The 20,766-nt window shown below is 76.4% G+C and carries 18 protein-coding genes and 1 riboswitch; of the genes, 7 read left to right on the top strand and 11 right to left on the bottom strand.

Annotated features, from left to right (window positions below):
• On the bottom strand, positions 1 to 1,360 hold a 1,360-nt coding region (locus E9565_RS18590), incomplete at its 3' end, for a serine/threonine-protein kinase (RefSeq protein ID WP_236836378.1).
• 230 nt (positions 1,361 to 1,590) lie between these two features.
• On the opposite strand from E9565_RS18590, the gene E9565_RS18585 reads away from it, so the two are divergent.
• Complete coding sequence (locus tag E9565_RS18585; protein WP_236836375.1) at positions 1,591 to 2,331, top strand: SDR family oxidoreductase; 741 nt, start codon at positions 1,591 to 1,593, stop codon at positions 2,329 to 2,331.
• Positions 2,332 to 2,349: 18 nt separating this feature from the next.
• Here the strand turns inward: E9565_RS18585 and E9565_RS18580 are convergent, their stop codons facing one another.
• The 4 genes from E9565_RS18580 to E9565_RS18565 all read right to left on the bottom strand — a co-directional run bounded on the left by E9565_RS18580 (position 2,350) and on the right by E9565_RS18565 (position 7,200).
• Positions 2,350 to 3,225, bottom strand: coding sequence for a hypothetical protein (locus E9565_RS18580; RefSeq protein ID WP_236836373.1), 876 nt, complete (start codon positions 3,223 to 3,225; stop codon positions 2,350 to 2,352).
• Between the two features lie 460 nt (positions 3,226 to 3,685).
• Positions 3,686 to 5,296 (bottom strand): bifunctional 3'-5' exonuclease/DNA polymerase, encoded by a 1,611-nt coding sequence (locus E9565_RS18575; RefSeq protein ID WP_236836370.1) that lies wholly within the window; start codon positions 5,294 to 5,296, stop codon positions 3,686 to 3,688.
• Between the two features lie 11 nt (positions 5,297 to 5,307).
• Positions 5,308 to 5,919 (bottom strand): DNA-directed RNA polymerase subunit alpha C-terminal domain-containing protein, encoded by a 612-nt coding sequence (locus E9565_RS18570; RefSeq protein WP_236836368.1) that lies wholly within the window; start codon positions 5,917 to 5,919, stop codon positions 5,308 to 5,310.
• Positions 5,920 to 5,970: 51 nt separating this feature from the next.
• Positions 5,971 to 7,200, bottom strand: a complete 1,230-nt coding sequence (locus tag E9565_RS18565; RefSeq protein ID WP_236836366.1) for a trans-acting enoyl reductase family protein — start codon at positions 7,198 to 7,200, stop codon at positions 5,971 to 5,973.
• Positions 7,201 to 7,355: 155 nt separating this feature from the next.
• Here E9565_RS18565 and E9565_RS18560 point away from each other — a divergent pair, with 155 nt between their 5' ends.
• The gene (locus E9565_RS18560; RefSeq protein WP_236828318.1) at positions 7,356 to 8,990 is read left to right on the top strand and encodes a glycoside hydrolase family 13 protein; all 1,635 of its coding nucleotides are present in this window, start codon (positions 7,356 to 7,358) and stop codon (positions 8,988 to 8,990) included.
• A gap of 79 nt (positions 8,991 to 9,069) precedes the next feature.
• Positions 9,070 to 10,662, top strand: coding sequence for a GGDEF domain-containing protein (locus E9565_RS18555; RefSeq protein WP_236836364.1), 1,593 nt, complete (start codon positions 9,070 to 9,072; stop codon positions 10,660 to 10,662).
• 21 nt (positions 10,663 to 10,683) lie between these two features.
• On the opposite strand, the gene E9565_RS18550 is transcribed toward E9565_RS18555, so the two are convergent.
• Positions 10,684 to 11,520 (bottom strand): CoA ester lyase, encoded by an 837-nt coding sequence (locus E9565_RS18550; protein ID WP_236828320.1) that lies wholly within the window; start codon positions 11,518 to 11,520, stop codon positions 10,684 to 10,686.
• Between the two features lie 119 nt (positions 11,521 to 11,639).
• Between E9565_RS18550 and E9565_RS18545 the strand changes: the two genes are divergently transcribed.
• Positions 11,640 to 11,858 carry a hypothetical protein gene (locus E9565_RS18545; protein ID WP_236828321.1) on the top strand — a complete coding sequence of 73 codons (219 nt, stop codon included), beginning with the start codon at positions 11,640 to 11,642 and terminating at the stop codon, positions 11,856 to 11,858.
• Between the two features lie 63 nt (positions 11,859 to 11,921).
• On the opposite strand, the gene E9565_RS18540 is transcribed toward E9565_RS18545, so the two are convergent.
• The 3 genes from E9565_RS18540 to E9565_RS18530 all read right to left on the bottom strand — a co-directional run bounded on the left by E9565_RS18540 (position 11,922) and on the right by E9565_RS18530 (position 14,600).
• The gene (locus tag E9565_RS18540) at positions 11,922 to 12,950 is read right to left on the bottom strand and encodes an LLM class flavin-dependent oxidoreductase (protein WP_236836362.1); all 1,029 of its coding nucleotides are present in this window, start codon (positions 12,948 to 12,950) and stop codon (positions 11,922 to 11,924) included.
• A 95-nt stretch (positions 12,951 to 13,045) separates the two neighbouring features.
• Positions 13,046 to 13,633, bottom strand: coding sequence for an AAA family ATPase (locus E9565_RS18535; protein WP_236828323.1), 588 nt, complete (start codon positions 13,631 to 13,633; stop codon positions 13,046 to 13,048).
• Positions 13,634 to 13,727: 94 nt separating this feature from the next.
• On the bottom strand, positions 13,728 to 14,600 hold the full coding sequence (locus E9565_RS18530; RefSeq protein WP_236836359.1) for an alpha/beta fold hydrolase: 873 nt from the start codon (positions 14,598 to 14,600) through the stop codon (positions 13,728 to 13,730).
• Positions 14,601 to 14,697: 97 nt separating this feature from the next.
• Between E9565_RS18530 and E9565_RS18525 the strand changes: the two genes are divergently transcribed.
• A complete protein-coding gene (locus tag E9565_RS18525) occupies positions 14,698 to 15,162 on the top strand; it encodes a hypothetical protein (RefSeq protein WP_236836356.1) in 465 nt (154 codons plus the stop codon).
• A gap of 382 nt (positions 15,163 to 15,544) precedes the next feature.
• On the opposite strand, the gene E9565_RS18520 is transcribed toward E9565_RS18525, so the two are convergent.
• Entirely contained in the window at positions 15,545 to 16,009 is a 465-nt protein-coding gene (locus tag E9565_RS18520) for an SRPBCC family protein (RefSeq protein WP_236836354.1), read from the bottom strand.
• 60 nt (positions 16,010 to 16,069) lie between these two features.
• On the opposite strand from E9565_RS18520, the gene E9565_RS18515 reads away from it, so the two are divergent.
• Positions 16,070 to 16,477, top strand: coding sequence for a DUF1622 domain-containing protein (locus tag E9565_RS18515; protein ID WP_236828327.1), 408 nt, complete (start codon positions 16,070 to 16,072; stop codon positions 16,475 to 16,477).
• A complete protein-coding gene (locus tag E9565_RS18510) occupies positions 16,474 to 16,827 on the top strand; it encodes a DUF1622 domain-containing protein (protein WP_236828328.1) in 354 nt (117 codons plus the stop codon). The genes E9565_RS18515 and E9565_RS18510 overlap by 4 nt, the downstream gene beginning before the upstream one ends.
• A gap of 12 nt (positions 16,828 to 16,839) precedes the next feature.
• Here E9565_RS18510 and cobN read toward each other — a convergent pair whose 3' ends face one another.
• On the bottom strand, positions 16,840 to 20,457 hold the full coding sequence (gene cobN / locus E9565_RS18505) for a cobaltochelatase subunit CobN (protein WP_236836351.1): 3,618 nt from the start codon (positions 20,455 to 20,457) through the stop codon (positions 16,840 to 16,842).
• A 50-nt stretch (positions 20,458 to 20,507) separates the two neighbouring features.
• Positions 20,508 to 20,575: riboswitch (cobalamin riboswitch) on the bottom strand.
• Between the last annotated feature and the right edge of the window lie 191 nt (positions 20,576 to 20,766).

The following is a 20,766-nucleotide window of genomic DNA, read 5'->3' as shown; positions in this document are numbered from 1 at the left end:
CCTCGCCGCTGCCCGACTCCGGCGGGACCGGTCCCGGCCCGGACGACCTCGACCGGCTGCTCTGAGGTGCGGGACACAGCCGGCGCGCTGCAGGCAGCGTGCTGCGTGCCGGGTCGACGCCCGTGACCGTGCCGGGCGCGCTCCCGGTCGTGGGGTCCTGCACCTGGCGCACCGCGAGACCGAGGGCCCCGAGCTCCGCGGCGACCTCGGCCGCGGGCCGGCCGAGGAGGGCCCCGGGCTCCAGCACCACACCGTCCTGGGCCGACGGGTCGGAGACCGCGCCCGCGGAGGGGCCCGGGTCGGCGCCCGGACCGGGCACGAGGTTCAGCGCGCCGGCCCCGAGGAGGAAGGCCACCACCGGCAGGGCCACGACGAGGACCGGCCGGCGGACGCGCGACCCGGCCTCCGGGCGGGCGACCGGGACGGCCCGGCGCCTCGAGGCGGCGCGGCGGCGCTCGGCCGCCCGGCGCTCCCGCCGCACCGGGCCCGCCACCACCGACCGGGTCGGCGGCTCACCGGAGGGCCGCTGGATGGTTTCCTCGATCGCGGCGAGGAAGGCCGCACCGTCGCGGGGGCGCTCGCCGGGGTCCTTGACCAGCGCGGCGTCGATGAGGGCGCGCACGTCCGGCGGCAGCTCGGCCGGCAGCGGTTCGGGGGTCTCCTGCACCTGCTTGAGCGCGACGGTGACCGGGTTGTCGCCGTCGAAGGCCGCGTGCCCGGCGAGGGACTCGTAGCCGACCAGGGCGAGTGCGTAGACGTCGCTGGCCGGGCTCACGTGCTCGCCCCTGGCCTGCTCGGGCGACATGTACTGGGCGGTGCCCACGACCTGGCCGGTGCGGGTGATCGGGGCGCTCCCCGCCGACCACGAGATGCCGAAGTCGGTCAGCTTCACCGTGCCGTCCGCACCCAGGAGGATGTTGGCCGGCTTGACGTCGCGGTGCACCACGCCGGCCCGGTGGGCCTCGGCCAGGCCGGCAGCCGCCTGCCGCAGCAGCGAGAGCGTCGCCCGGGTGTCCAGCGAACCCTCCTCGGCCAGCCGCGTCGACAGCGACGCCCCCTCGACGAGCTCCATCACCAGGTAGGCCAGGCGCTCTCCGGTGTCCTCCGCGGCCGTCTCGCCGTAGTCCAGGACGGCGGCGATGTTCGGGTGGCTCAGCCCGGCCGCGTGCCGGGCCTCGGAGCGGAAGCGGGCGACGAAGACGGGGTCGTCGGCGAACTCGCTGCGCAGCACCTTGACCGCCACCGTCCGGTGGAGCTGCAGGTCGCGGGCGCGCCACACCTCGCCCATGCCACCGACGGCGATGAGTTCGTGGAGCTGGTACCGGCCGTCCAGGCATCGTCTGCTGGTCTCGGCCGTCACTCCCGGTCCCCTCGTGTGCGTGCCGCGGGGTCCACCCGCGCGTCGTCATGTGCCCGTGCGCCCCTCAGGGGTGCCCGTTCGGGCGGGGGCTGAACCCCGCCGCGCCCGATCGGCTCGGATCCGCGGCTCCCGGGGGTGCCCGCGAGCCCGCCCGACGGGCACTCGTACGGTGCGTCGCGGGCCGCACCCGGCCACGACCCCGTCCGCACCGACCGGCAGGAGCACCCCCCATGAGCGTCGTCCTCGTCACCGGTGCGAGCTCCGGGCTCGGCGAGGAGATGGCGCGGCAGTTCGCCGCGCTCGGCCACGACCTCGCGCTCTGCGCCCGGCGCACCGACCGGCTCGACGCCCTGGCCGCGGAGCTCCGCCCGGCCACCGGCCGGCGGGTGGAGACCGCCGCCCTGGACGTCACCGACGCCGACGCGGTCCCCGCCGTCTTCTCCGCCTTCGCCGAGGCGTTCGGCACGATCGACCGGGTGGTCGTCAACGCCGGCCTGGGCAAGGGGGCGCCGCTGGGCACCGGCCGCCCCGATGTCAACCGCGAGACAGCGATGACCAACTTCGTGGGCGCCCTGGCGCAGACGGAGGCGGCGCTGGAGATCTTCCGCCGCCAGGGCCACGGGCACCTGGTGCTGATCTCCTCGATGTCGGCCCTGCGCGGCATGCGCCGGTCGATGACCACCTACGCCGCGACCAAGGCGGGTGTCGCGTCGCTCGCCGAGGGCGTGCGCAGCGAGCGCATCCCCGGTGTCGACGTCTCCGTCGTCCACCCGGGCTACATCCGCTCGGAGATGAACGAGCACGTGCAGCAGCGCACCCGGTTCATGGTCGACACGCCGACCGGGGTCCGGGCGATGGTGGCCGCCATCGAGGCCCGGCGGACCACGGCCTACGTCCCGGCGTGGCCGTGGGTGCCGATCGGGCTGGCCATGCGGGTGCTACCGCTCTCCGTGGTCCGCCGGCTCACCTAGGGCGCCGGAGCGGACGGCTCAGTTGTAGTTGACGTGCACGTGGTCGAAGTGGTTGGCCGTCGCGCTGCCGCGGTTCTCCATGGCCTTCCACGAACCACCCGGCGAGGACAGCATCCGCTGCTGCCAGATGAGGTAGTCCACGCCCAGCTCGCCCCAGTGCGCCCGGTGGTACTCGACGATGGCGTCGCCGAGGGAGGCGTTCGACATCACCATGTAGTCCAGCGCCAGGCCCGAGGGGTGCCCGCCGGGGTCGGCGGCGCTGGCCCGGGTGCCGCCGAGGGTGATCCCCGCGGCGCCGGGCACGTTGCTGACGACGGCGTCGGCCGCGGCCTGGGTCTGCGGTCGGACGCTGCCGGCGGTGTTGCTGATCCGGGCGACGGCCGTGGCCGCCACCGAGGTGGCGGCGCTCGTCGCCGCGCGCGCCTCCTGGGTCGGGCTCGCGGGGGCCGCGGCGGCCCGCTGCGCGGCGGCCGCCGCGGCGGCGGCCTCCTCGGCCGCCTTCTTCTCCGCCTCGGCGCGGGCCTGCGCCTCGGCCTCGGCCCTCTGCCGGTCGAGCTCGGCCTGGTCGGCGGCGGCCTGGGCCTGCTGCGCCGCGGCCTGGTCGGCCTCCCGGGTGCTGCGGCTGGCCGCGAGGTCCTCCAGCGGCTCGAGGTCCTCGGTCACGTCGATGGGGCCGGCCTGGGCGGAGAGGCCCAGCGCCTGCGCCACGCTGACCGACTCGGAGGTGCCGGCCTCGGCCTGGGCGGCCGGCTCGACGCCGACGAGGCTGTTGACCAGCACGGCGCCGGCGACGGCGACGCCGAGGTAGAGCGCCGGCCGGCGGACGGCCGCGGGCGGACGGCGGCGGAGGGCGAGCGGGCCGCGTCGGCCGGTGGTGGTGGTGCGGGGATCCATGGTGTTCGGGTGCTCCGGGGTGTGGGTGCGCGACCGGCCGTCAGGCGCGGGCCGTGGAGGATGCGGGCAGCGGGCCCGGGCGCAGGTCGCGGGGCCGCCGGGCACCGGCGGGGAGGCCGGTGCGGCACGTCGGCGGGCGACCGGCGGGACGCCGGGCAGCGCGTGCGATCAGATCCGCGGACGCGCCCGGAGGCGGCGGTGCCGGCGGGCGCAGGGTCGTGCGGCGGTGCAGGGGCGCGCCATGCGGCGGCTCAGTGCTGCGGTGGGTCCCCGGCCCACCCCGGAGGGCGGCTCGGCGGCGCCCGGCGGCCCTCCCCGGTGGGGAGCGGACGACCGTCCGGGCGCAGCCACCGTAACCGCCGTTATGCAGTCGTGACAATCAGCGGGCGCGGAATTCCACGACGTGATGTGTGTCGCGGTGACCTGCAGCGCCGGTGGGTGGTGTATCCCGCGCGCGTCCTCAGCCGGCGTCGGCCCAGGAACAGACGACGGCGACGTCGAGCGGGAAGTCCACCGGGAAGCCCCCGAACAGCAGCCGGCCGGCGGTCGAGGCCGCGGCGCGGACGGCGTCGGCCACCTCACCGGCGAGGTGCTCGGGGGTGTGCACGACCACCTCGTCGTGGAGGAAGAAGGCCAGGTGCGGCCGGGCGCCGGCGTCGCCGAGCCGCCACAGCCGGTTCCGCAGGTCGGCCAGCCAGCACAGCGCCCACTCGGCCCCGGTGCCCTGGACGACGAAGTTGCGGGTGAACCGGCCCCAGGCCCGGCGGGCCCGGTCGCCCTCCTCGTGCGGCGGCCAGGACCCGGGGCGCGGCGACCCCCGCCCGAGCAGGGTGTGCACCACCTCGCCGCGCTCACCGGCGCGGGCGGCCTCCTCGACCAGCCCGATGGCCCGGGGGTAGCGCCGGGCGAGCCGGGGCATCATCCGCCCGCTCTCCCCGCGCGTGCCGCCGTACATCGCGCCCAGGATGCCGAGCTTGGCGTCCGCCCGCGTGGCCACGGCGCCCGCGGCCACCATCCCCGCGTACAGGTCGGCCGCTCGGGCGGCCTCCGCCATCGCGCCGTCGCCGCTCATGCCGGCCAGCACCCGCGGCTCGAGCTGCGCGACGTCGGCGACGACGAACCGCCACCCCTCGTCGGCGACCGCCGCGGGCCGGACGACGGTCGGCACCGAGAGCGCCCCGCCCCCGGAGGAGGCCCACCGCCCGGTCACCACCCCGCCGGGCACGAAGACGGCGCGGAACCGGCCGTCGCGCACCCAGGTGTCCAGCCAGGCCCACCCGTTGGCCGCCAGCAGCCGGGAGAGCCTCCGGTACTCCAGCAGCGCCGGGATGCCGGGGTGGACCAGCTGCTCCAGCGTCCAGGAACGGGTGTCGGCGACCGGCAGCCCGGCGTGCTGCAGCACCCGCAGCAGCTCGCCGGGCGAGTCCGGGTTGAGGGTGGGGGCGCCGAACGCCGCGCGGACCTCCGCCAGCAGCCGCTCCAGCACCGCCGGGCGCCCGCCCGCCACCGGGCGCGGCCCCAGCAGGCCGGTGAGCAGCCGCTCGTGCACGTCGGCCCGCCAGGGCAGGCCGGTGTGGGCCAGCTCCGCGGCGACCAGCGCCCCGGATGACTCCGCGGCCAGCAGCAGGGCCAGCCGGTCCCGCTGCGGCGAGGCCGCGAGCACCGCCTGCTGGCGCCGGTGCTCGGCCAGCGGGTCGAGCAGGTCGGCCGGGTCGGCCAGCGGGAAGAGCGCCGTCTCCGGCGGTGCGCCGGGCGGCAGGGCGTCCCAGCCGGGGGTGTCCTCCCCGGCGAGCAGGTCCTGGGCGGCGAACGGCGAGCGCCGCAGGATCGCGTGCCCCAGCCGCAGGTCGGAGCAGCGCTCGACGCGGACCCCGGCCGTCAGCAGCCCGGGGTACCAGCGGGTCGTGTCGTCCCAGATCCAGCGGACCGGCGCCGCGACGCCCTCCCGCTCGGCCACGTACCCGGCGAGCGCCGCAGGGTCGAGCCGGTCGCGGCGGCCGACCACCCCGTCGGCAGTGAGGTCGACGGCCTCGACCGCGTCGCCGCCGCGACGGAGCAGGACCCGCTCCACCCGCGCCCCGCCTACGGGGCGGTGGGGCCACCCCGGCCGAGCAGCCGGTGCAGGCAACGCGCCGGGAGACCCAGCACCACCCGGGTGACGTGCACACCGAGGCGGAGCAGGTCGGCGTAGTCCGGGGGGCGGACGGCGGCCGACTGGCCGCCGGCACGGGGCGACGGGTCACCGGCCGGCGGGCCGGAACGGGCCGCCCCGGTCCCGGACGAGGAGCGCGCAGGCGCGGACGGGGACGCCCCCGGTCGGGGCGGGGCGGGTGCGGCCGCGGGCTCCACCGGGACCAGCAGGTCGACCGCCGAGCGGCGCCGCGGGGCCCGCAGGGAGTCGAACGACGGGATCGCCGGCGCCACCGGGCCCTCCTCCTCCGCTCCCGCGTCCCCGCCGCCGGCGGGCGCCGGACCGGCGCCGGGCAGCCGCGCGGGCGGCTCGGGGACGACGGCGCGGATCGCGGCGACCAGCCCGGGCCCCAGCCCGGGGACGGCGCTGAGCTCCCGGTGGGTGAGGGCGGCCAGCGCCCCGGTCTCGGTGATCCCGGCGCGGGTCAGCGCGGTGACCGCCCGGGCGGGCAGCCCGAGCTCCCGGATCGATCCCGCGGGCTGTCCCGGTGCGCTGGTCGGCATGACGGACAACCCTAGCGATGCCCTCCCGCCGCCGCTCCGGTGGCGGGAGGGTCAGACCGCGACCACCTCGTAGGTGTGCCCGGCGGCCCGCAGCCGCTCGACCAGCACCTCGCCCAGCGCCGTCGCCGGGGTCAGCGAGCCGGCCCGGTCGGGCAGCCGCTCCTCGTCGAGGGCGAGCGCGAGAGCGGCCTCACCGAGCATCACGGCGGTGGCCTTGTAGCCCGGGTCGCCGCTGCCCGCGGCGGTCGCGCGGTACCGGCGGCCGTCCTCGGTGGTGGCGTCGACCACCATGCGGAACCAGCCCTTCTCCCGGACCGACTCGCTCGGCCCGGTCCCGGGCGCGGGCAGCACCCGGTCCAGCAGCGCGCGGGTCGGCGACAGGCTCATCGCCGACACGGTGGCGAGCAGCCCGGCGGTGACCCCGGCGGCGGTCACCGCGCCCACCGGGCCGCGCCCCACGCCCATCACCTCCCTGTACCGCAGCCCCCGCCCGTAGGCCCAGTCCTGCAGGGCGTTGCTGCGCCGGACGATGCGGGTGTTGAACGGGGCCATGACGAACGGCGCGGTCCAGCGGCCGTCGGGCGTCCGGCTGGGCAGGCCGGCGTCCCGCGGCTGGCGGGTGCCGGGCTCCGCCGCCCGGTCGGGGCTCAGGGCGAAGGGGTCACCGACCACCCGGCGCCGCGCCGGGTCGGCCTGCAACGCCTCCACCTGCGCGCGCATCGAGTCGATCGTCCCGCCGCTGAACCCGCCCCGGAGGGTGGCGACGAGCTCCACGTCGGTCAGGCCACCCGCACCGTCGGCGGCCGCCTGCCGGGCGAGCAGGAGCACGCTGAGGTCGGAGGGGACGGAGTCGTAGCCGCACGCGTGCACGAGCCGCGCGCCGGTCTCCGCCGCCACGGCGTGGCAGCGCTCGATCGCATCGCGGACGAACAGCACCTCGCCGGTGAGGTCGGCGTAGTGGGTGCCGGCCCGGGCGCAGGCCTCCACCACCGGCAGGCCGTACCGGGCGTAGGGGCCGACCGTCGTGACCAGCACGCGGGTGGACCGGGCGAGGGCGTCCACGGACGCCTCGTCGGTCGAGTCGGCCTCGACCAGCACCCAGTCCCGGCCGCCGGAGGGCAGCGAGCGCCGGACCTCCTCCAGCCGGTCGCGGGACCGGCCGGCCAGCGCGATGCGGGTCCCGGCCGGGGCGTGCTCGGCGAGGTAGCGCGCGAGCAGCCGGCCGACGAAGCCGGTGGCCCCGTAGACGACGAGGTCGTGGGTCCGTGCGTCTTCTGCCATGCGGCCATCCTCGCCTGCCGCAGGGACGGTGTCCCGCCGGCCACCCGTCGCACCGGCCGTCCCGGCACGTCTCGGCGAGGTAACGACCCGGAACACCGGCCACTCCGATCGCTCGCGTTCTCGAGGGTCCGCGGGGCCGTGCCGATGGAGGTCGCATGGCAGTGCGCCTCGCATCGGTGCGGACCGCGACCCGTCGGCAGGTCGCGGAACGGTCGTCGACGTCCCCGTGGTGGCGGTCGGCGGTGGTGTACCAGGTCTACCTGCGCTCGTTCGCAGACGGGAACGGGGACGGCGTCGGCGACCTGGCCGGCCTGCGTTCCCGGCTGCCGTACCTGTCGTGGCTGGGCGTCGACGCGGTGTGGATCAACCCGCACTACCCCTCCGGGGGCGCCGACGGCGGCTACGACATCGTCGACTACCGCGCCGTCGACCCCGAGTACGGGGACGTGGCCGACCTGGAGGCGCTGGTCGCCGAGGCCCGCGCGCTGGGGCTCCGGGTCGTGCTCGACGTCGTCCCGAACCACACCTCCGACCGGCACCCCTGGTTCCAGGCCGCACTGGCCGACCCGGACTGCCCCGAGGCGTCGCGCTACCACTTCGCGCCGCCGTCGGCGGAGCCGCCGAACAACTGGCAGTCGCTCTTCGGGGGGCCGGCCTGGTCGCGGACCCCCGACGGCCGCTGGTACCTGCACCTGTTCGCCCCGGAGCAGCCCGACCTCAACTGGCGCGACCCCGCCGTCGCCGCCGACTTCGAGCGGACGCTGCGCTTCTGGCTCGACCGCGGCGTCAGCGGGTTCCGCGTCGACGTGGCCTACGGCCTGTTCAAGGACGTCGGCCTGCGCGACAACCCGGGCGCCTACTCCCCCACCCTGTTCGGCCACGGCCCCGAGCAGGCGATGACCTGGAACCAGCCCGAGGTGCACGACGTCTGGCGGCGCTGGCGCTCGATCTGCGACGAGTACCCCGACACCATGCTGGTCGGCGAGGTCTGCCTGGCCGACCCGCGCGAGGTGGCCCTCTACTCCCGCCCCGACGAGATGCACCAGTCGTTCAGCTTCCGGCTGCTGAAGTCGGCCTGGTCGACCGAGGCGTTCGCCGACGGGGTGCGCAGCGCGCTGGACGCCTTCGGCGAGGTCGGCGCCCCGGTCTCCTGGGTGCTGGGCAACCACGACAAGGACCGGCAGGTCACCCGCTTCGGCGGCGGCGCCGTGGGCACCGCCCGCGCCCGCGCCGCGGCGCTGCTGATGCTCGCGCTGCCGGGCTCGGCCTACGTCTACGCCGGCGACGAGCTCGGCCTGCCGCAGGCCGACGTCCCCGACGAGGCCAAGCGCGACCCGATCTTCTTCCGCAGCGGCGGCGCCCGCAGCGGGCGGGACGGCTGCCGGGTGCCCATGCCGTGGAACCCCTCGCCCGGTGTCGGCTTCTCCACCCGCGCCGGCGCCGAGCCGTGGCTGCCGATCCCCGCCGAGTGGGACCGGTACGCGGTGTCCCGCCAGGCCCGCGACGGCGGCTCGATGCTGACCCTCTACCGCCGCGCGCTGGCGCTGCGCGAGGCGCACCCGGCGCTGGGGTCGGGCCGGGCGACGGTGAGCACCCGGGGCGAGGTCCTCACCGTCCGGTGCACCGCCGACGACGGCAGCGTGGTCCGCTGCGTGGTCAACATGGGCACCGGGACGACGCTGGTGCGCACCCGCGGCACCGTGCTGCTCGCCTCGAACACCCACGTCCGCCGCTCGCCGGCCACCGTGGCGCTGCCGCCGCACACCGCCATCTGGCTCGCAGAGGGCTGACCTCCCCCGTCCGGGTCACGTGCGGTGCCGGCACGTGGCAGTCGCCCCGTCGACCGGCCGATGGGATCGGGTGACCAGCGTGGCGGAACGACCCGGCGGGGAACGCGGCTCGGGCCTGCCCGCACCGCCTCCCGCGGGCGCCGACCCGGGGCTGCGGGCGGAGATCGCCGAGCTGGAGGACCGTTCCCGGTTCGACGAGGACGGGCTGGAGCAGCGGGCCGAGGTGGCCCTGGCCGGGGCGCGCGAGGCCGGCCTGCCCGAGCTGGAGCGGCGCGCCCGACTGGTGCAGGCCGACCTGGTGCGCCGCCGCGGCGGCGTCGCCGAGGCCGGCCGGCTGGCCGAGGAGATCCACCGCTGGGCGGCCGACCACGGCTCCCGCAACCTGCTGGCCCGGGGCCACTTCGTCCTGGCCGCGGTGTTCCAGGAGCTCGGCGACCTGTCGCTGGCGCTGGAGCACGCCGTCCGCTCCGTGGAGCTGCTCCCCGACGACGCGCGGACGCAGGTGCGCATCGACCACCACGCCCGGCTGGCCGACTGCCTCGGGCTCAACGGCGATCTCGCCGCCCGGGACCGCTACGACCACGTGCTGCGGCTCGCCGAGGAGATCGGCGACGTCGACCGGCAGCTGCTGGTGCTCAACAACCGCAGCTACTGCGAGATCCTCGCCGGCCGTTTCCAGGAGGCGCTCCTCTGGTGCGCGAAGCTGCAGGACCTGGCGGTGCGGCACGGCATCCCCCTGCGGGTCGGCCGGCTGGACACCGTCGGACGGGCCCTCATGGAGCTGGACCGGCTGGAGGAGGCGGAGGCCGCGCTGCTTCCCGGTCTCCACCCCGAGGTGCTCGACGCCTCCCTGGACGGCGACGCCGGGGCGGACTTCCTGCTCACCCTCGCGGAGATCCGCCGCCGGCGCGGCCACCTGCCCCGGGCCCAGGCGACCCTCGACGAGTGCGTGCGCCGCTGCGAGCGGCACGGGCTGACGTCGATCCGGGTGCGCGCCCGCCGGGAACAGGCGGAGCTGCACGCCGCCGCCGGGGACTTCCGCGCGGCGTACGAGGAGCACCGCTCGTACTGCGACGAGCTCATGGAGCTCCAGTCGGCCCAGCGCGACGCCCGCGCCCGGGCGCTCCAGGCCATGTACGAGACGACCGAGGCGCGCCGGCAGAGCCGGCGGTACCGGGAGCTCTCGCTGCGCGACCCGCTCACCGGGCTCTACAACCGCCGCTACGTCGACGAGGAGCTGCCGCGGCTGCTGGCCGAGCACCAGGGCGCGCTGACCGTGGCGCTGCTGGACCTCGACCACTTCAAGCGGGTCAACGACACCTGCTCGCACGAGGCCGGCGACCGCGTGCTGCGCGCGGTGGCGGACCTGCTCGAGGAGCAGGTCCGGCGGGGGCCCGCGCCCGGTGGCTCGTTCGTCGCCCGGCTCGGCGGCGAGGAGTTCCTCCTCGTGCTGACCGGCACCGACCCCGGCACCGCGGTGCGGCACGTGGAGGCGGTCCGCCGGGCGATCGGGGCCCACCCCTGGCAGGCGCTCACCGGGGGGCTGCCGGTGACCGCCAGCATCGGCACGGCCCACGGCGGCAGCTCGCCGGCGGACGCGCTGGGCCGGGCCGACGCCGCCCTGTACGCGGCCAAGCGGCAGGGGCGCGACCGGGTCGTCGTCGCCGGCTGAGGGCGAGGCGCCGCCGCGGCGTCACACCGGCTCGACGCCGAAGACCCGGGCCAGCCGCTCGATCTTGCGGGCCCGGCCCAGCCGGGGCAGGTCGCTGCCGTCGCGGATCACCTGACCGCGGGCGTCGAAGTCCGCGAGGAAGTCCCGCGCCCAGGCGACGTCGGACGGCGTCGGGCTGATGACCTCGTTGATCACCGGCAGCTGGTCCATGTCCAGGCAGAGCTTCCCGGTCAGGCCGAGGGAGACGGTGACCGCGGTCTGCTCCCGCAGCACCGGGTGGCTGCTGCTCACCGTCGGGCCGTCGATGGGGCCGGGGAGCCCGCCGATCCGGCTGGCCACCACCAGCCGCGAGCGCGGGTAGGCCATCGCCAGCTCGTCGGCGCTCGTGCCGGTGTCCCGGCGGTAGTCGCCGCTGCCGAAGGCCAGCCGGAAGGCGCCGCGGGCCCGCGCGATGTTCACCGCCTCCTCGATCCCCAGCGCCGACTCCACCAGCGGGAGCACCGGGGTGGCACCGCCGAGGCGGTCGAACGTCTCGGTCACGTGCTCGGCGGCCTCGGCCTTGGCCAGCATCACCCCGAGCAGACCGGGCACCCGCGCCAGGCCGGCGACGTCGTCGGCCCAGTAGGGGGTGGAGTGGTCGTTGATCCGCACCCAGGCGCCGTTGCCCTCGCGGGAGAGCCACTCCGCGACCCCGTCGCGGGCCTCCCCCTTGTGCGCCGGGTCGACGGCGTCCTCGATGTCGAGCACCACCTGGTCGGCGCGCGAGTCACGGGCGACGTCGAACAGCTCCGTGCGCGCGCCGTTCACCAGCAGCCACGAGCGGGCGTCCTCGGGTCCGACCTTCTTCTTCGCTCCCACGGGCCCATCCTCGTACGGATCCCCTCCGCCCACCCTTCGGGGGTCGCTCCGATGCGTGCCGGTCCCGGTGGTGGGCAACGCCAGCGGCGTCCGCAACCGACACGACGGAGGGAGCAGGCGTGACCGGAGGAAATCTCGAGGAGACCGGTACCGGCGACGCCGCCGAGCGGATCGGCCAGGCACCCACGACCACCGACGTCACCGACCCGGAGCGCTCGTCGCGCAACACCGCCGCGGGCACCGGGTCGGAGCCCGGGGAGGGGCCGGTGCAGCCGGCCGCGGACGAGGGGGTCGACCCCTCGTCCGGCATCGAGCCGCACAACGAAGGGCTGACCTGACCGAGCGCCGGCGCGGCCGGGCCGGGAGCCACCTCCCGGCCCGGCCCACGGCTCAGCCCGGACTCAGGCCCCGGCCACCCGCGGCGCCACCTCGGTGCCGAGCAGCTCGATGCCGCGCATGAGGTCCTCGTGGGCGAGCCGCGGGTTGGTCATCTGCAGCGCGACGCGGTCCACCCCGCCCAGCTGCTCGGAGACCCGCCGGAGCTTGGCCGCCACCGACTCCGGGTCGCCCATGAAGAAGGCGCCGTCCGGCCCGCTGGTGGCGTCGAACTGCGCCCGGGTCGGGGTGGCGAAGCCCCGCTCGCGGGAGATCTTCGCGAACATCTCGTGCCACCCGGGGTAGATGGTGTCCGCGGCCGCCTGCGCGCTCTCCGCGACGAACCCGAACACGTGCAGCCCGACCTTCAGCGCCTCGGGCGGGTGGCCGGCGTGCGCGCCCGCCCGGCGGTACAGGTCGACCAGCGGGGCGAACTGGCGGGGCTCGCCGCCGATGATCGCGACCATCAGCGGCAGGCCCAGCAGGCCCGCCCGCGCGAAGGACTCCGGCGTCCCCCCGACCCCCACCCAGATCGGGAGCGGGTCCTGCAGCGGGCGCGGGAACACGCCCTGACCGCTCAGCGGGGGGCGGTGCTTCCCCGACCAGGTGACGTGCTCGGACGCCCGGATGCGCAGCAGCAGGTCGAGCTTCTCGGCGAACAGCTCGTCGTAGTCGGCCAGGCTCAGGCCGAACAGCGGGAAGGCCTCGGTGAACGAGCCGCGGCCCACGACCAGGTCGATCCGTCCGCGGGAGATCAGGTCGAGGGTGGCGAACTGCTGGAAGACCCGCACCGGGTCGGCGGCGCTGAGCACGGTGACCGCGCTGCCCAGCCGGATGCGGGAGGTGCGCGCCGCCGCGGCCCCGAGGATGACCGGGGGCGCGGAGTCGTAGTACTCGCTGCGGTGGTGCTCGCCGATGCCGAAGGAGTGCAGGCCGACGCGGTCGGCGAGCTCGATCTCCTCGAGCAGGTGGCCCATCCGCTCCTCCGGGCCGATCAGCCGCTCGGTGCGCGGGTCGGTGACCGCCGCGACGAAGCTGTCGACGCCGACGTGCATGGAGGTCCTCCGGGAGCTCGGGAACAGGCGGGACCGGGCGGCCCCGGCGGCCAGTCAACACCGCGGCGCGCAGCGGCGCTCCCGGTCGGCCGGCGCTACTCCCCCAGCGCGGCCGGCCAGGTCAGCTCGCCGGCCGCCTGCCGGTCGAGCACGAGCACCGCGTGCCCGGAGCCGGCCGGGGCGGTGCGCGCCCGGGCCAGGCACCGGCGCCACCGGGTCGCGTGGCGCCGCATGCGGCCGTCCGGGATCGTCCGGCCGCGGGCCCGCTGCCCGTCGCGGGCCACCCGCGGCGGCACGTCGAGGAGCACCAGGCGCAGCGCCCGGCCCGAGCGGCCTGCGGTCAGGACCACCAGCCCCCGCCAGCCCCGGCTGGTCCACGGGTCGGTCAGCACGACGAGCGGGGCATCACCGGCCACGACCCGCAGCACCCGCCAGCGGTGCCAGGCGTGCACCCACGGGCGCAGCAGGCGGTACGGCACCCCGGGGGCCGCGCGCCGCACCCGGGCGGCGACGTCCTCGGAGTCGAGGGCCGTGACCGGTCGGGCGCCCCCGGCGAGCAGGCGCCGGAGCAGCGTCGTCTTCCCGCTGCCCGGCAGGCCACCGACGACGACGAGGACGCGCCCGGGCCGCCCCGGCGGTGCGCCGCGGCGACCGGTTGCCGTCGGGACGGTGCTGCCGGCCACGGCGCCTCCTCGCTGGTCGGGCGCACGAGCCTGCCCGGGCGAGGTGCGGTTTCCCGGGGAGCCACCTGGATGCTTCCTGTGAACCCCGCTGCGGTCAGCCGGCCGGGACCACCCGGTCGAGCCAGGCGAGCAGGTCCCGCACGACCTCGTCGCGGTTGGTCTCGCTGAAGACCTCGTGCCGGGCGCCGGGGTAGGCCCGCAGCGTCACGTCCTGCACGCCGGCCTCCCGCAGCCGGTCGACCAGCACCTGGACCAGCGCCAGCCGCCCGTTCAGCGGGTCGGCGTCGCCGACCGCGACGTACACCGGCAGGTCGGCGCGCACCCCGCGCAGCTGCTCGACGTCGGCCAGCCGGCGCCCGGCCAGGAACATCTGCCGGCTGTCGGCGGCGGTCAGGCCGAAGCCGCACCGCGGGTCGGCGACGTAGGCGTTCACCTGCGCCTCGTCGCGGGAGAGCCAGTCGTAGTCGGTGCGGGCCGGCTGGAACGGCGCGTTGAACGCCGAGAGGTCGGTCGGCCCGTCCAGGTCCACGGCGGGCTCCAGCAGGTCCAGCACCGTGGTGCCGGTGAGCACCAGGGCGGCGAGGTCACCGGAGTGGTCGAGCACGTGCTGCTGCGCGGCGAACGAGCCCATGCTGTGCCCGAGCAGCACCAGCGGCGCGTCGGGGAGCTCGGCCCGCACGGAGTCGGTCACCCGCCCGATGTCGCGCACCAGCTCGTCCCAGCCGCCCGGGCCCAGGTCGCCCCACGCGCCGTCTCGGGCGGTCGCGCCGTGGCCGCGGTGGTCCTGCCCCACGACCACCCAGCCCGCACCGGTGAGTGCGGCTGCCAGCGCCTCGTAACGATGAAGGTGCTCCCCCATGCCGTGCGTGAGCTGCACGATGCCGCGCACCGGGCCGGCAGGGTCCCAGCGGTGGACGGTCAGGGAGACGTCGTGGGCGGAGGTGATGGAGGAGGTCTGGTCCGGCATGCCGGGAGGCTACGGCCGGGCGGGCCCCGGCCGCACCCACGGCGGACGGGCAGCCCGCACCCAGGCCGTACACAGCCCGGCGGCCGACCGTGGCGGCATGGAAGACGACGCGACCGGACAGCTCTTCGACGCCACCGCGGCCCGCACCGTGGTCCTGGCCCGCCGGCCGCCGGGCGCCTGCGCCGTCGAGTGCGTGGTCTCCGACGTCGTCTGGGGCGAGGTCGTCCGGCTGCTCCGCTGGGCGACGGCAGGCACCCGGGGCGACCGGACCCTGCAGGTCGGTGCCTGGTGGCGGCTGGCCCGTGGGTGCGCGGACCTGCTCCGGCGGCTGCCCGGCCTCTGCGACGAGATCGCCGAACCGTGGGGCCTGGACGGTGGCGCCCCGGTCCCACCGAAGCTGGACGCCGGCGACCGCATCGCCCTCGCGGCCGACCGGGTCGTGGCGCTGCTGCGCTCACCGCGACCGGTCCCGCTGCGCACGCTCGCCGCCGAGGTCGACGCCCTCGGCTCGGCCGCCGTGTCAGCCCTGGCCTCCGGGCCGCTGCACCGGGGCCCGTGGTGAACGGCCGCCGCGTCGTCCTCCAGCCCGTCCTGGGTGCAGCCCTCGTCGGGGTGGCCGCCCTCACCCTCACCCCCGAGGGGGCCGGCTGGTCGTGGGGCTCGCCGGTCGAGGAGCTGCGCTGGTACGCCTCGGGGCTGGACTCCCCCGCGACGCTGGGCCAGCTGCTCGGCAACCTGGGACTGCTCGTCGTGCCGGCGGCGCTGGCGGTCCTGCGCTGGCCCGCGCTCGGGCGGCCGGCGCGGCTGGTCGCACTGGGCGCGGCCGCGGGCGCGGGCATCGAGCTGCTTCAGTGGGCGCTGCCGCTGGGGCGCGTGGTCTCCCCGCTGGACGCCGTCCTGAACGCCGCTGGCGCCGTCGTGGCCGGGCTGCTGGTGGCGGCGGCTCAGCCGGACTCGGCGATCCGCTTGATCGCCGCGAGGGTCACCGGGATGCCCTCGTGCGCCTGCCGGGTGCGCTCGGCGATCCGCTCGCCGGCCGACTCCCCGAAGCGCTCGGCGAAGAAGGCCTGGCCGGCGGGGAGGAAATCCCAGTGCTCGGTCAACTCGGTGCCGCCGCCGACGGGCACCATCGTGTAGCCCCAGCGGACGTAGCCGGCGCCCACCTCCCACGCGAACTCGCGGCCGCGGTCGGCCGCGACCACGCGGGACCGGCTCTCCCACGTCCGCTCGGGCGTGACGTTGCGCCCGGTGAAGCCGTCGCCGACCTGCCCCGAGGCGCCCTCGTCCCACCAGCACTCCTGGCAGATCGGGCTCCACTCGCCGGTCCGCGTGACATCGGAGACGAGGTCGTACACGGCCTCCGGGGCGGCGGCGACGGTGACCGAGGCGGCGTGGCGCAGTTCGCTCATCGGCGCAGTCTCCCAATCGTCATGCGTGCCCGGCGACGGGGCCCGGGTAAGCGGCGCCGCGTGGAGGAGTTGCTGCAGGAGATCGTGAACGTCCTGGTCGTCGTCGTGGAGGCCTGCGGCGCGGCGGTCATCATCATCGGCGCGGTCTGGGCGTTCCTGCTCTTCCTCTGGGTCGGCCTCCGCGACCGGAGCACGCGGAACTTCGTCCCCGTCCGGCTGACGCTGGGCCGCTTCCTGGCCCTGGGCCTGGAGTTCCAGCTGGCCGCCGACGTCCTGAAGACGGCGGTGGCCCCGAGCTGGGAGGAGATCGGCCAGCTCGCCGCGATCGCCGCCATCCGGACGGCGCTGAACTACTTCCTCGGCAAGGAGATCGCCGAGGAGAAGCGGCAGATCGAGGAGGACCGGGAGGCACCTTCCGACGCCGCCACCGACCCGACCCACCACCGGCGCACCGGGGGGAGCGGGTGAGCTCGACGCTGGTCGCGGTCACCGGCGCGATGTCCCAGGTGGTGGCCGCGATCGCGGTGGTCTCCGGCGGGCTCGCGCTGGCCGTCACCCGCCGTCCGGGGCCGGCCCTGGGCGTCCTGCTGGACCTCCTCGTGGCCGCCGGGCTGCTCCGCCTGGTCGGTGACCCCGACTGGCAGACCATCGCGGTCACCGGCACCGTCGTCGCGCTGCGCCACCTGATCAGCTACGGCCTGCGGCTGGGTGAGCGGTCCCTCGAGGAGACGCCCAGGGGCGCCCCGGGGCCCACGACCCGCCCCCGGCCACCCCGCGACATCGTCGGCCGCCTGCTGCGGCCGGCCTGGCGCCGGTGACGCGCCCGCGCGTCAGGCCCGGACCTGCCCCGCCGCGGGCGTCTCCCCGCCCTCGAGGTCGCCCTCGGTGTCGAGGTAGGCCTGCTGCAGCTCGGCGAGCACCTGCGGGTCGGGCTCCGCCCACATCTTCCGGTCGACCGCCTCCAGGAGCCGCTCGGCGATGCCGTGCAGCGCCCACGGGTTCGACCGCTCCATGAACGCCCGGTTCTCCGGGTCGAGCACGTACGTCTGCGCCAGCTTCTCGTACATCCAGTCGGCCACGACGCCGGTGGTGGCGTCGTAGCCGAACAGGTAGTCGACGGTCGCCGCGAGCTCGAAGGCACCCTTGTAGCCGTGCCGGCGCATCGCGGCCAGCCACTTGGGGTTCACCACGCGGGCGCGGAACACCCGGGCGGTCTCCTCGGTCAGCGAACGGGTGCGCACCTGCTCGGGGCGCGTCGAGTCCCCGATGTAGGCCTTCGGCGCGCTACCGGTCAGCGCACGCACCGTGGCCACCATCCCGCCGTGGTACTGGAAGTAGTCGTCGGAGTCGGCGATGTCGTGCTCGCGGGTGTCGACGTTCTTCGCCGCCACCGCGATCCGCTTGTAGGCGGCCTCCATGTCGGATCGGGCCTGCACCCCGTCGAGGTCGCGGCCGTAGGCGTAGCCACCCCACACCGCGTAGACCTCGGCGAGGTCGGCGTCGCCCCGCCAGTCGCGCGAGTCGATCAGCGGCAGCAGCCCGGCGCCGTAGGCACCGGGCTTGGAGCCGAAGACGCGGGTGGTGGCCCGCCGGCGGTCCCCGTGCTCCGCGACGTCGGCCTCGACGTGCGCCCGCACGTGGTTGTCCGCGGGGTCCTCCTCCAGTCCGGCGACCAGGGTCACCGCGTCGTCGAGCATGGTGACCACGTGCGGGAAGGCGTCCCGGAAGAAGCCGGAGATCCGCACGGTGACGTCGACCCGGGGCCGGCCGAGCTCCTCGAGGGGTACCGGCTCCAGCGCGGTGACCCGCCGCGAGGCGTCGTCCCACACCGGGCGGACGCCGAGCAGCGCCAGCACCTCCGCGACGTCGTCCCCCGAGGTGCGCATGGCCGAGGTGCCCCACACCGAGAGCCCGACCGAGCGCGGCCACTCCCCCGTGTCGGCGCGGTAGCGCTCCAGCAGGGAGTCGGCCATCGCCTGGCCGGTCTCCCAGGCCAGCCGCGAGGGCACCGCGCGCGGGTCGACCGAGTAGAAGTTGCGGCCGGTCGGCAGCACGTTGACCAGCCCGCGCAGCGGGGAGCCCGAGGGTCCGGCGGGCACGTACCCGCCGTCGAGGGCGTGCAGCGTGGCGTCGAGCTCGTCGGTGGTGCGCGCCAGCCGGGGCACCACCTCGTCGACGGCGAAGCGCAGCACGGCCGCGACGGCGTCGTCGTCCCGGTCGAGCACCTCCCGCACGACCTCGGGGACGGCCGACGCCGTCCAGCCGCGGTCCTCCATGCCGCCGACGAGGGCGGCGGCGAGCTCCTCGACCCGGTCGGTCTCGCGCAGGCCCGCGGTGCCGTCCTCGGCCAGGCCGAGCGCCTCGCGCAGCCCGGGCAGGGCCACCGAGCCGCCCCAGATCTGCCGGGCGCGCAGCATCGCGACGACGAGGTCGACGCGGTCCTGCCCGGCCGGCGGCGAGCCGAGCACGTGCAGCCCGTCGCGGATCTGCGAGTCCTTGATCTCGCAGAGCCACCCGTCGACGTGCAGGATCATCTCGTCGAAGTGCTCGTCGGCCGGGCGCTCGTTCAGCCCCAGGTCGGCGTCCAGCTTGGCCGCCTGCAGCAGGGTCCAGATCTGCGCGCGGACGGCGGGCAGCTTGGCCGGGTCCATCGCCGCGACGTTGGCGTGCTCGTCGAGCAGCTGCTCGAGCCGGGCGATGTCGCCGTAGGAGTCCGCGCGCGCCATCGGCGGCACCATGTGGTCGACGAGCGTGGCGTGCGCGCGGCGCTTGGCCTGGCTGCCCTCGCCGGGGTCGTTGACGAGGAACGGGTAGACCAGCGGCAGGTCGCCGATCGCGGCGTCGGGCCCGCAGGAGGCCGACAGCCCGACGGTCTTGCCCGGCAGCCACTCCATGTTGCCGTGCTTGCCCACGTGCACCAGCGCGTGCGCGCCGAACACCGATCGCAGCCACCAGTAGGCGGCGAGGTAGTGGTGCGACGGCGGCAGGTCGGGGTCGTGGTAGATCGCGATCGGGTTCTCGCCGAAGCCGCGCGGCGGCTGCACCATCACGACGACGTTGCCCGCGCGCAGGGCGGCGAAGACGATGTCGTCGCCGTCGACGAACAGCGAGCCCGGCGGCTGACCCCAGTGCTCGACCATCGCCGCCCGCAGGTCCTCGGGCAGCGCGTCGAAGAAGGCGCGGTACTCGGCGGCGGGGATGCGCACCGGGTTGCTCGACAGCTGCTCCTCGGTGAGCCAGTTCTCGTCCTGCCCGCCGGCGGCGATCAGCGCGTGCACCAGCGCGTCGCCGTCGAGGTCGGCGACGCCGGGCAGCGCGCCGGGGCCGTCGAAGGGGCCGATGTCGTAGCCGGCCCCGTGCATCGCGGCCAGCAGCCGGACCACCGACGCCGGGGTGTCGAGGCCGACGGCGTTGCCGATGCGGGCGTGCTTGGTCGGGTAGGCCGACAGCATCACGACGATCCGCCGGTCGGCCGGCGGGGTGTGCCGCAGCCGGGCGTGCGCGACGGCGGTGCCGGCCACCCGGGCGGCCCGCTCGGGGTCGGGCACGTAGTGCGTGAGCCCGTCCTCGTCGGTCTCCTTGAAGGAGAACGGCACGCTGATCAGCCGGCCGTCGAACTCGGGGATGGCCACCTGGTTGCCGACGTCCAGCGGCGAGAGCCCGTCGTCGTCGGCCAGCCACTCGTCGCGGGACCGGGTGAGGCACAGCCCCTGGACCACCGGCACGTCGAGCTCGGCGAGCGCCCCGACGTCCCAGGCGCCGTCGTCCCCGCCGGCCTGCGCGGTGGCCGGGCGTGAGCCGCCGGCCGCGAGCACGGTGACCACCAGGGCGTCGGCGGTGCGGAGGGTGGCGAGCAGGTCGTCGGGCACGCTGCGCAGCGAGCTGACGAAGACCGGCACGGCTCGGCCGCCGGCGTCCTCGATCGCGGAGCAGAGGGTCTCGACGAACGCGGTGTTCCCGGCCAGGTGGTGCGCCCGGTAGTAGAGGACGGCGACCCGTGGCCCGGTGACGGTCCGCGCGGTGCGGTCCAGCAGCCCCCAGTCCGGCGCGACCGACGGCGGCTCGAACCCCTCGCCGGTGAGCAGCACGGTGTCGGAGAGGAAGCGGTGCAGCTGGACGAGGTTGTCCGGCCCGCCCTGCGCCAGGTAGCCGTGCGCCTCGGTGGCCACCCCCATCGGGACGGTGGAGAGCTCCATCAGCTCGGCGTCGGGCACCTGCTCACCGCCCAGGACGACGACCGGCGCCGGCCCGGCCAGCAGCGGGGCCAGCACCTCCTCGTACTGCCGGCGCACCCCGAGGATGCGGACGACCACCAGCTCGCTGCCCTCGGTGAGCGCGGCCATGCCGGCGGCGTCGAGGCGGGCCGGGTTGCCCAGCCGCCAGCCGGCGCCGCTGGCGCGGGCCGAGAGCAGGTCGGTGTCGCTGGTCGAGAGCAGCGTGAAGGTCACGTCGGGCCTCCCTCGGGGTCCGCGCCCCGGGTCGTCGGGCACGGCAGCCGGAGTGTCTGGCTCGCCCGGGGCCGGGCTCACAGTGGCGGGACCGCACCGGGATCGCACCGGTTTCCTCGCTGCACTGCCGTGATGTGGTCAGGACGCTACCGGGGGTGCGCAGTCCGCGAAGCGGCACCCGTGTTCGCATCCGGGCGGTGTTCCGACGGGGAAGGAGGGGTATCGACCGGTCCTAGCTGGGAGTCGCCATGGCACTGCGTCCACACCTCCGCCGCACCCGCACCGCGCCCGAGGCGCCACCGCCCGCCC

The sequence above is a fragment of the Blastococcus sp. KM273129 genome, from assembly GCF_021698995.1.
Taxonomy (GTDB): Bacteria; Actinomycetota; Actinomycetes; order Mycobacteriales; family Geodermatophilaceae; genus Blastococcus.
This window is presented reverse-complemented; position numbering and strand designations above follow the sequence as displayed.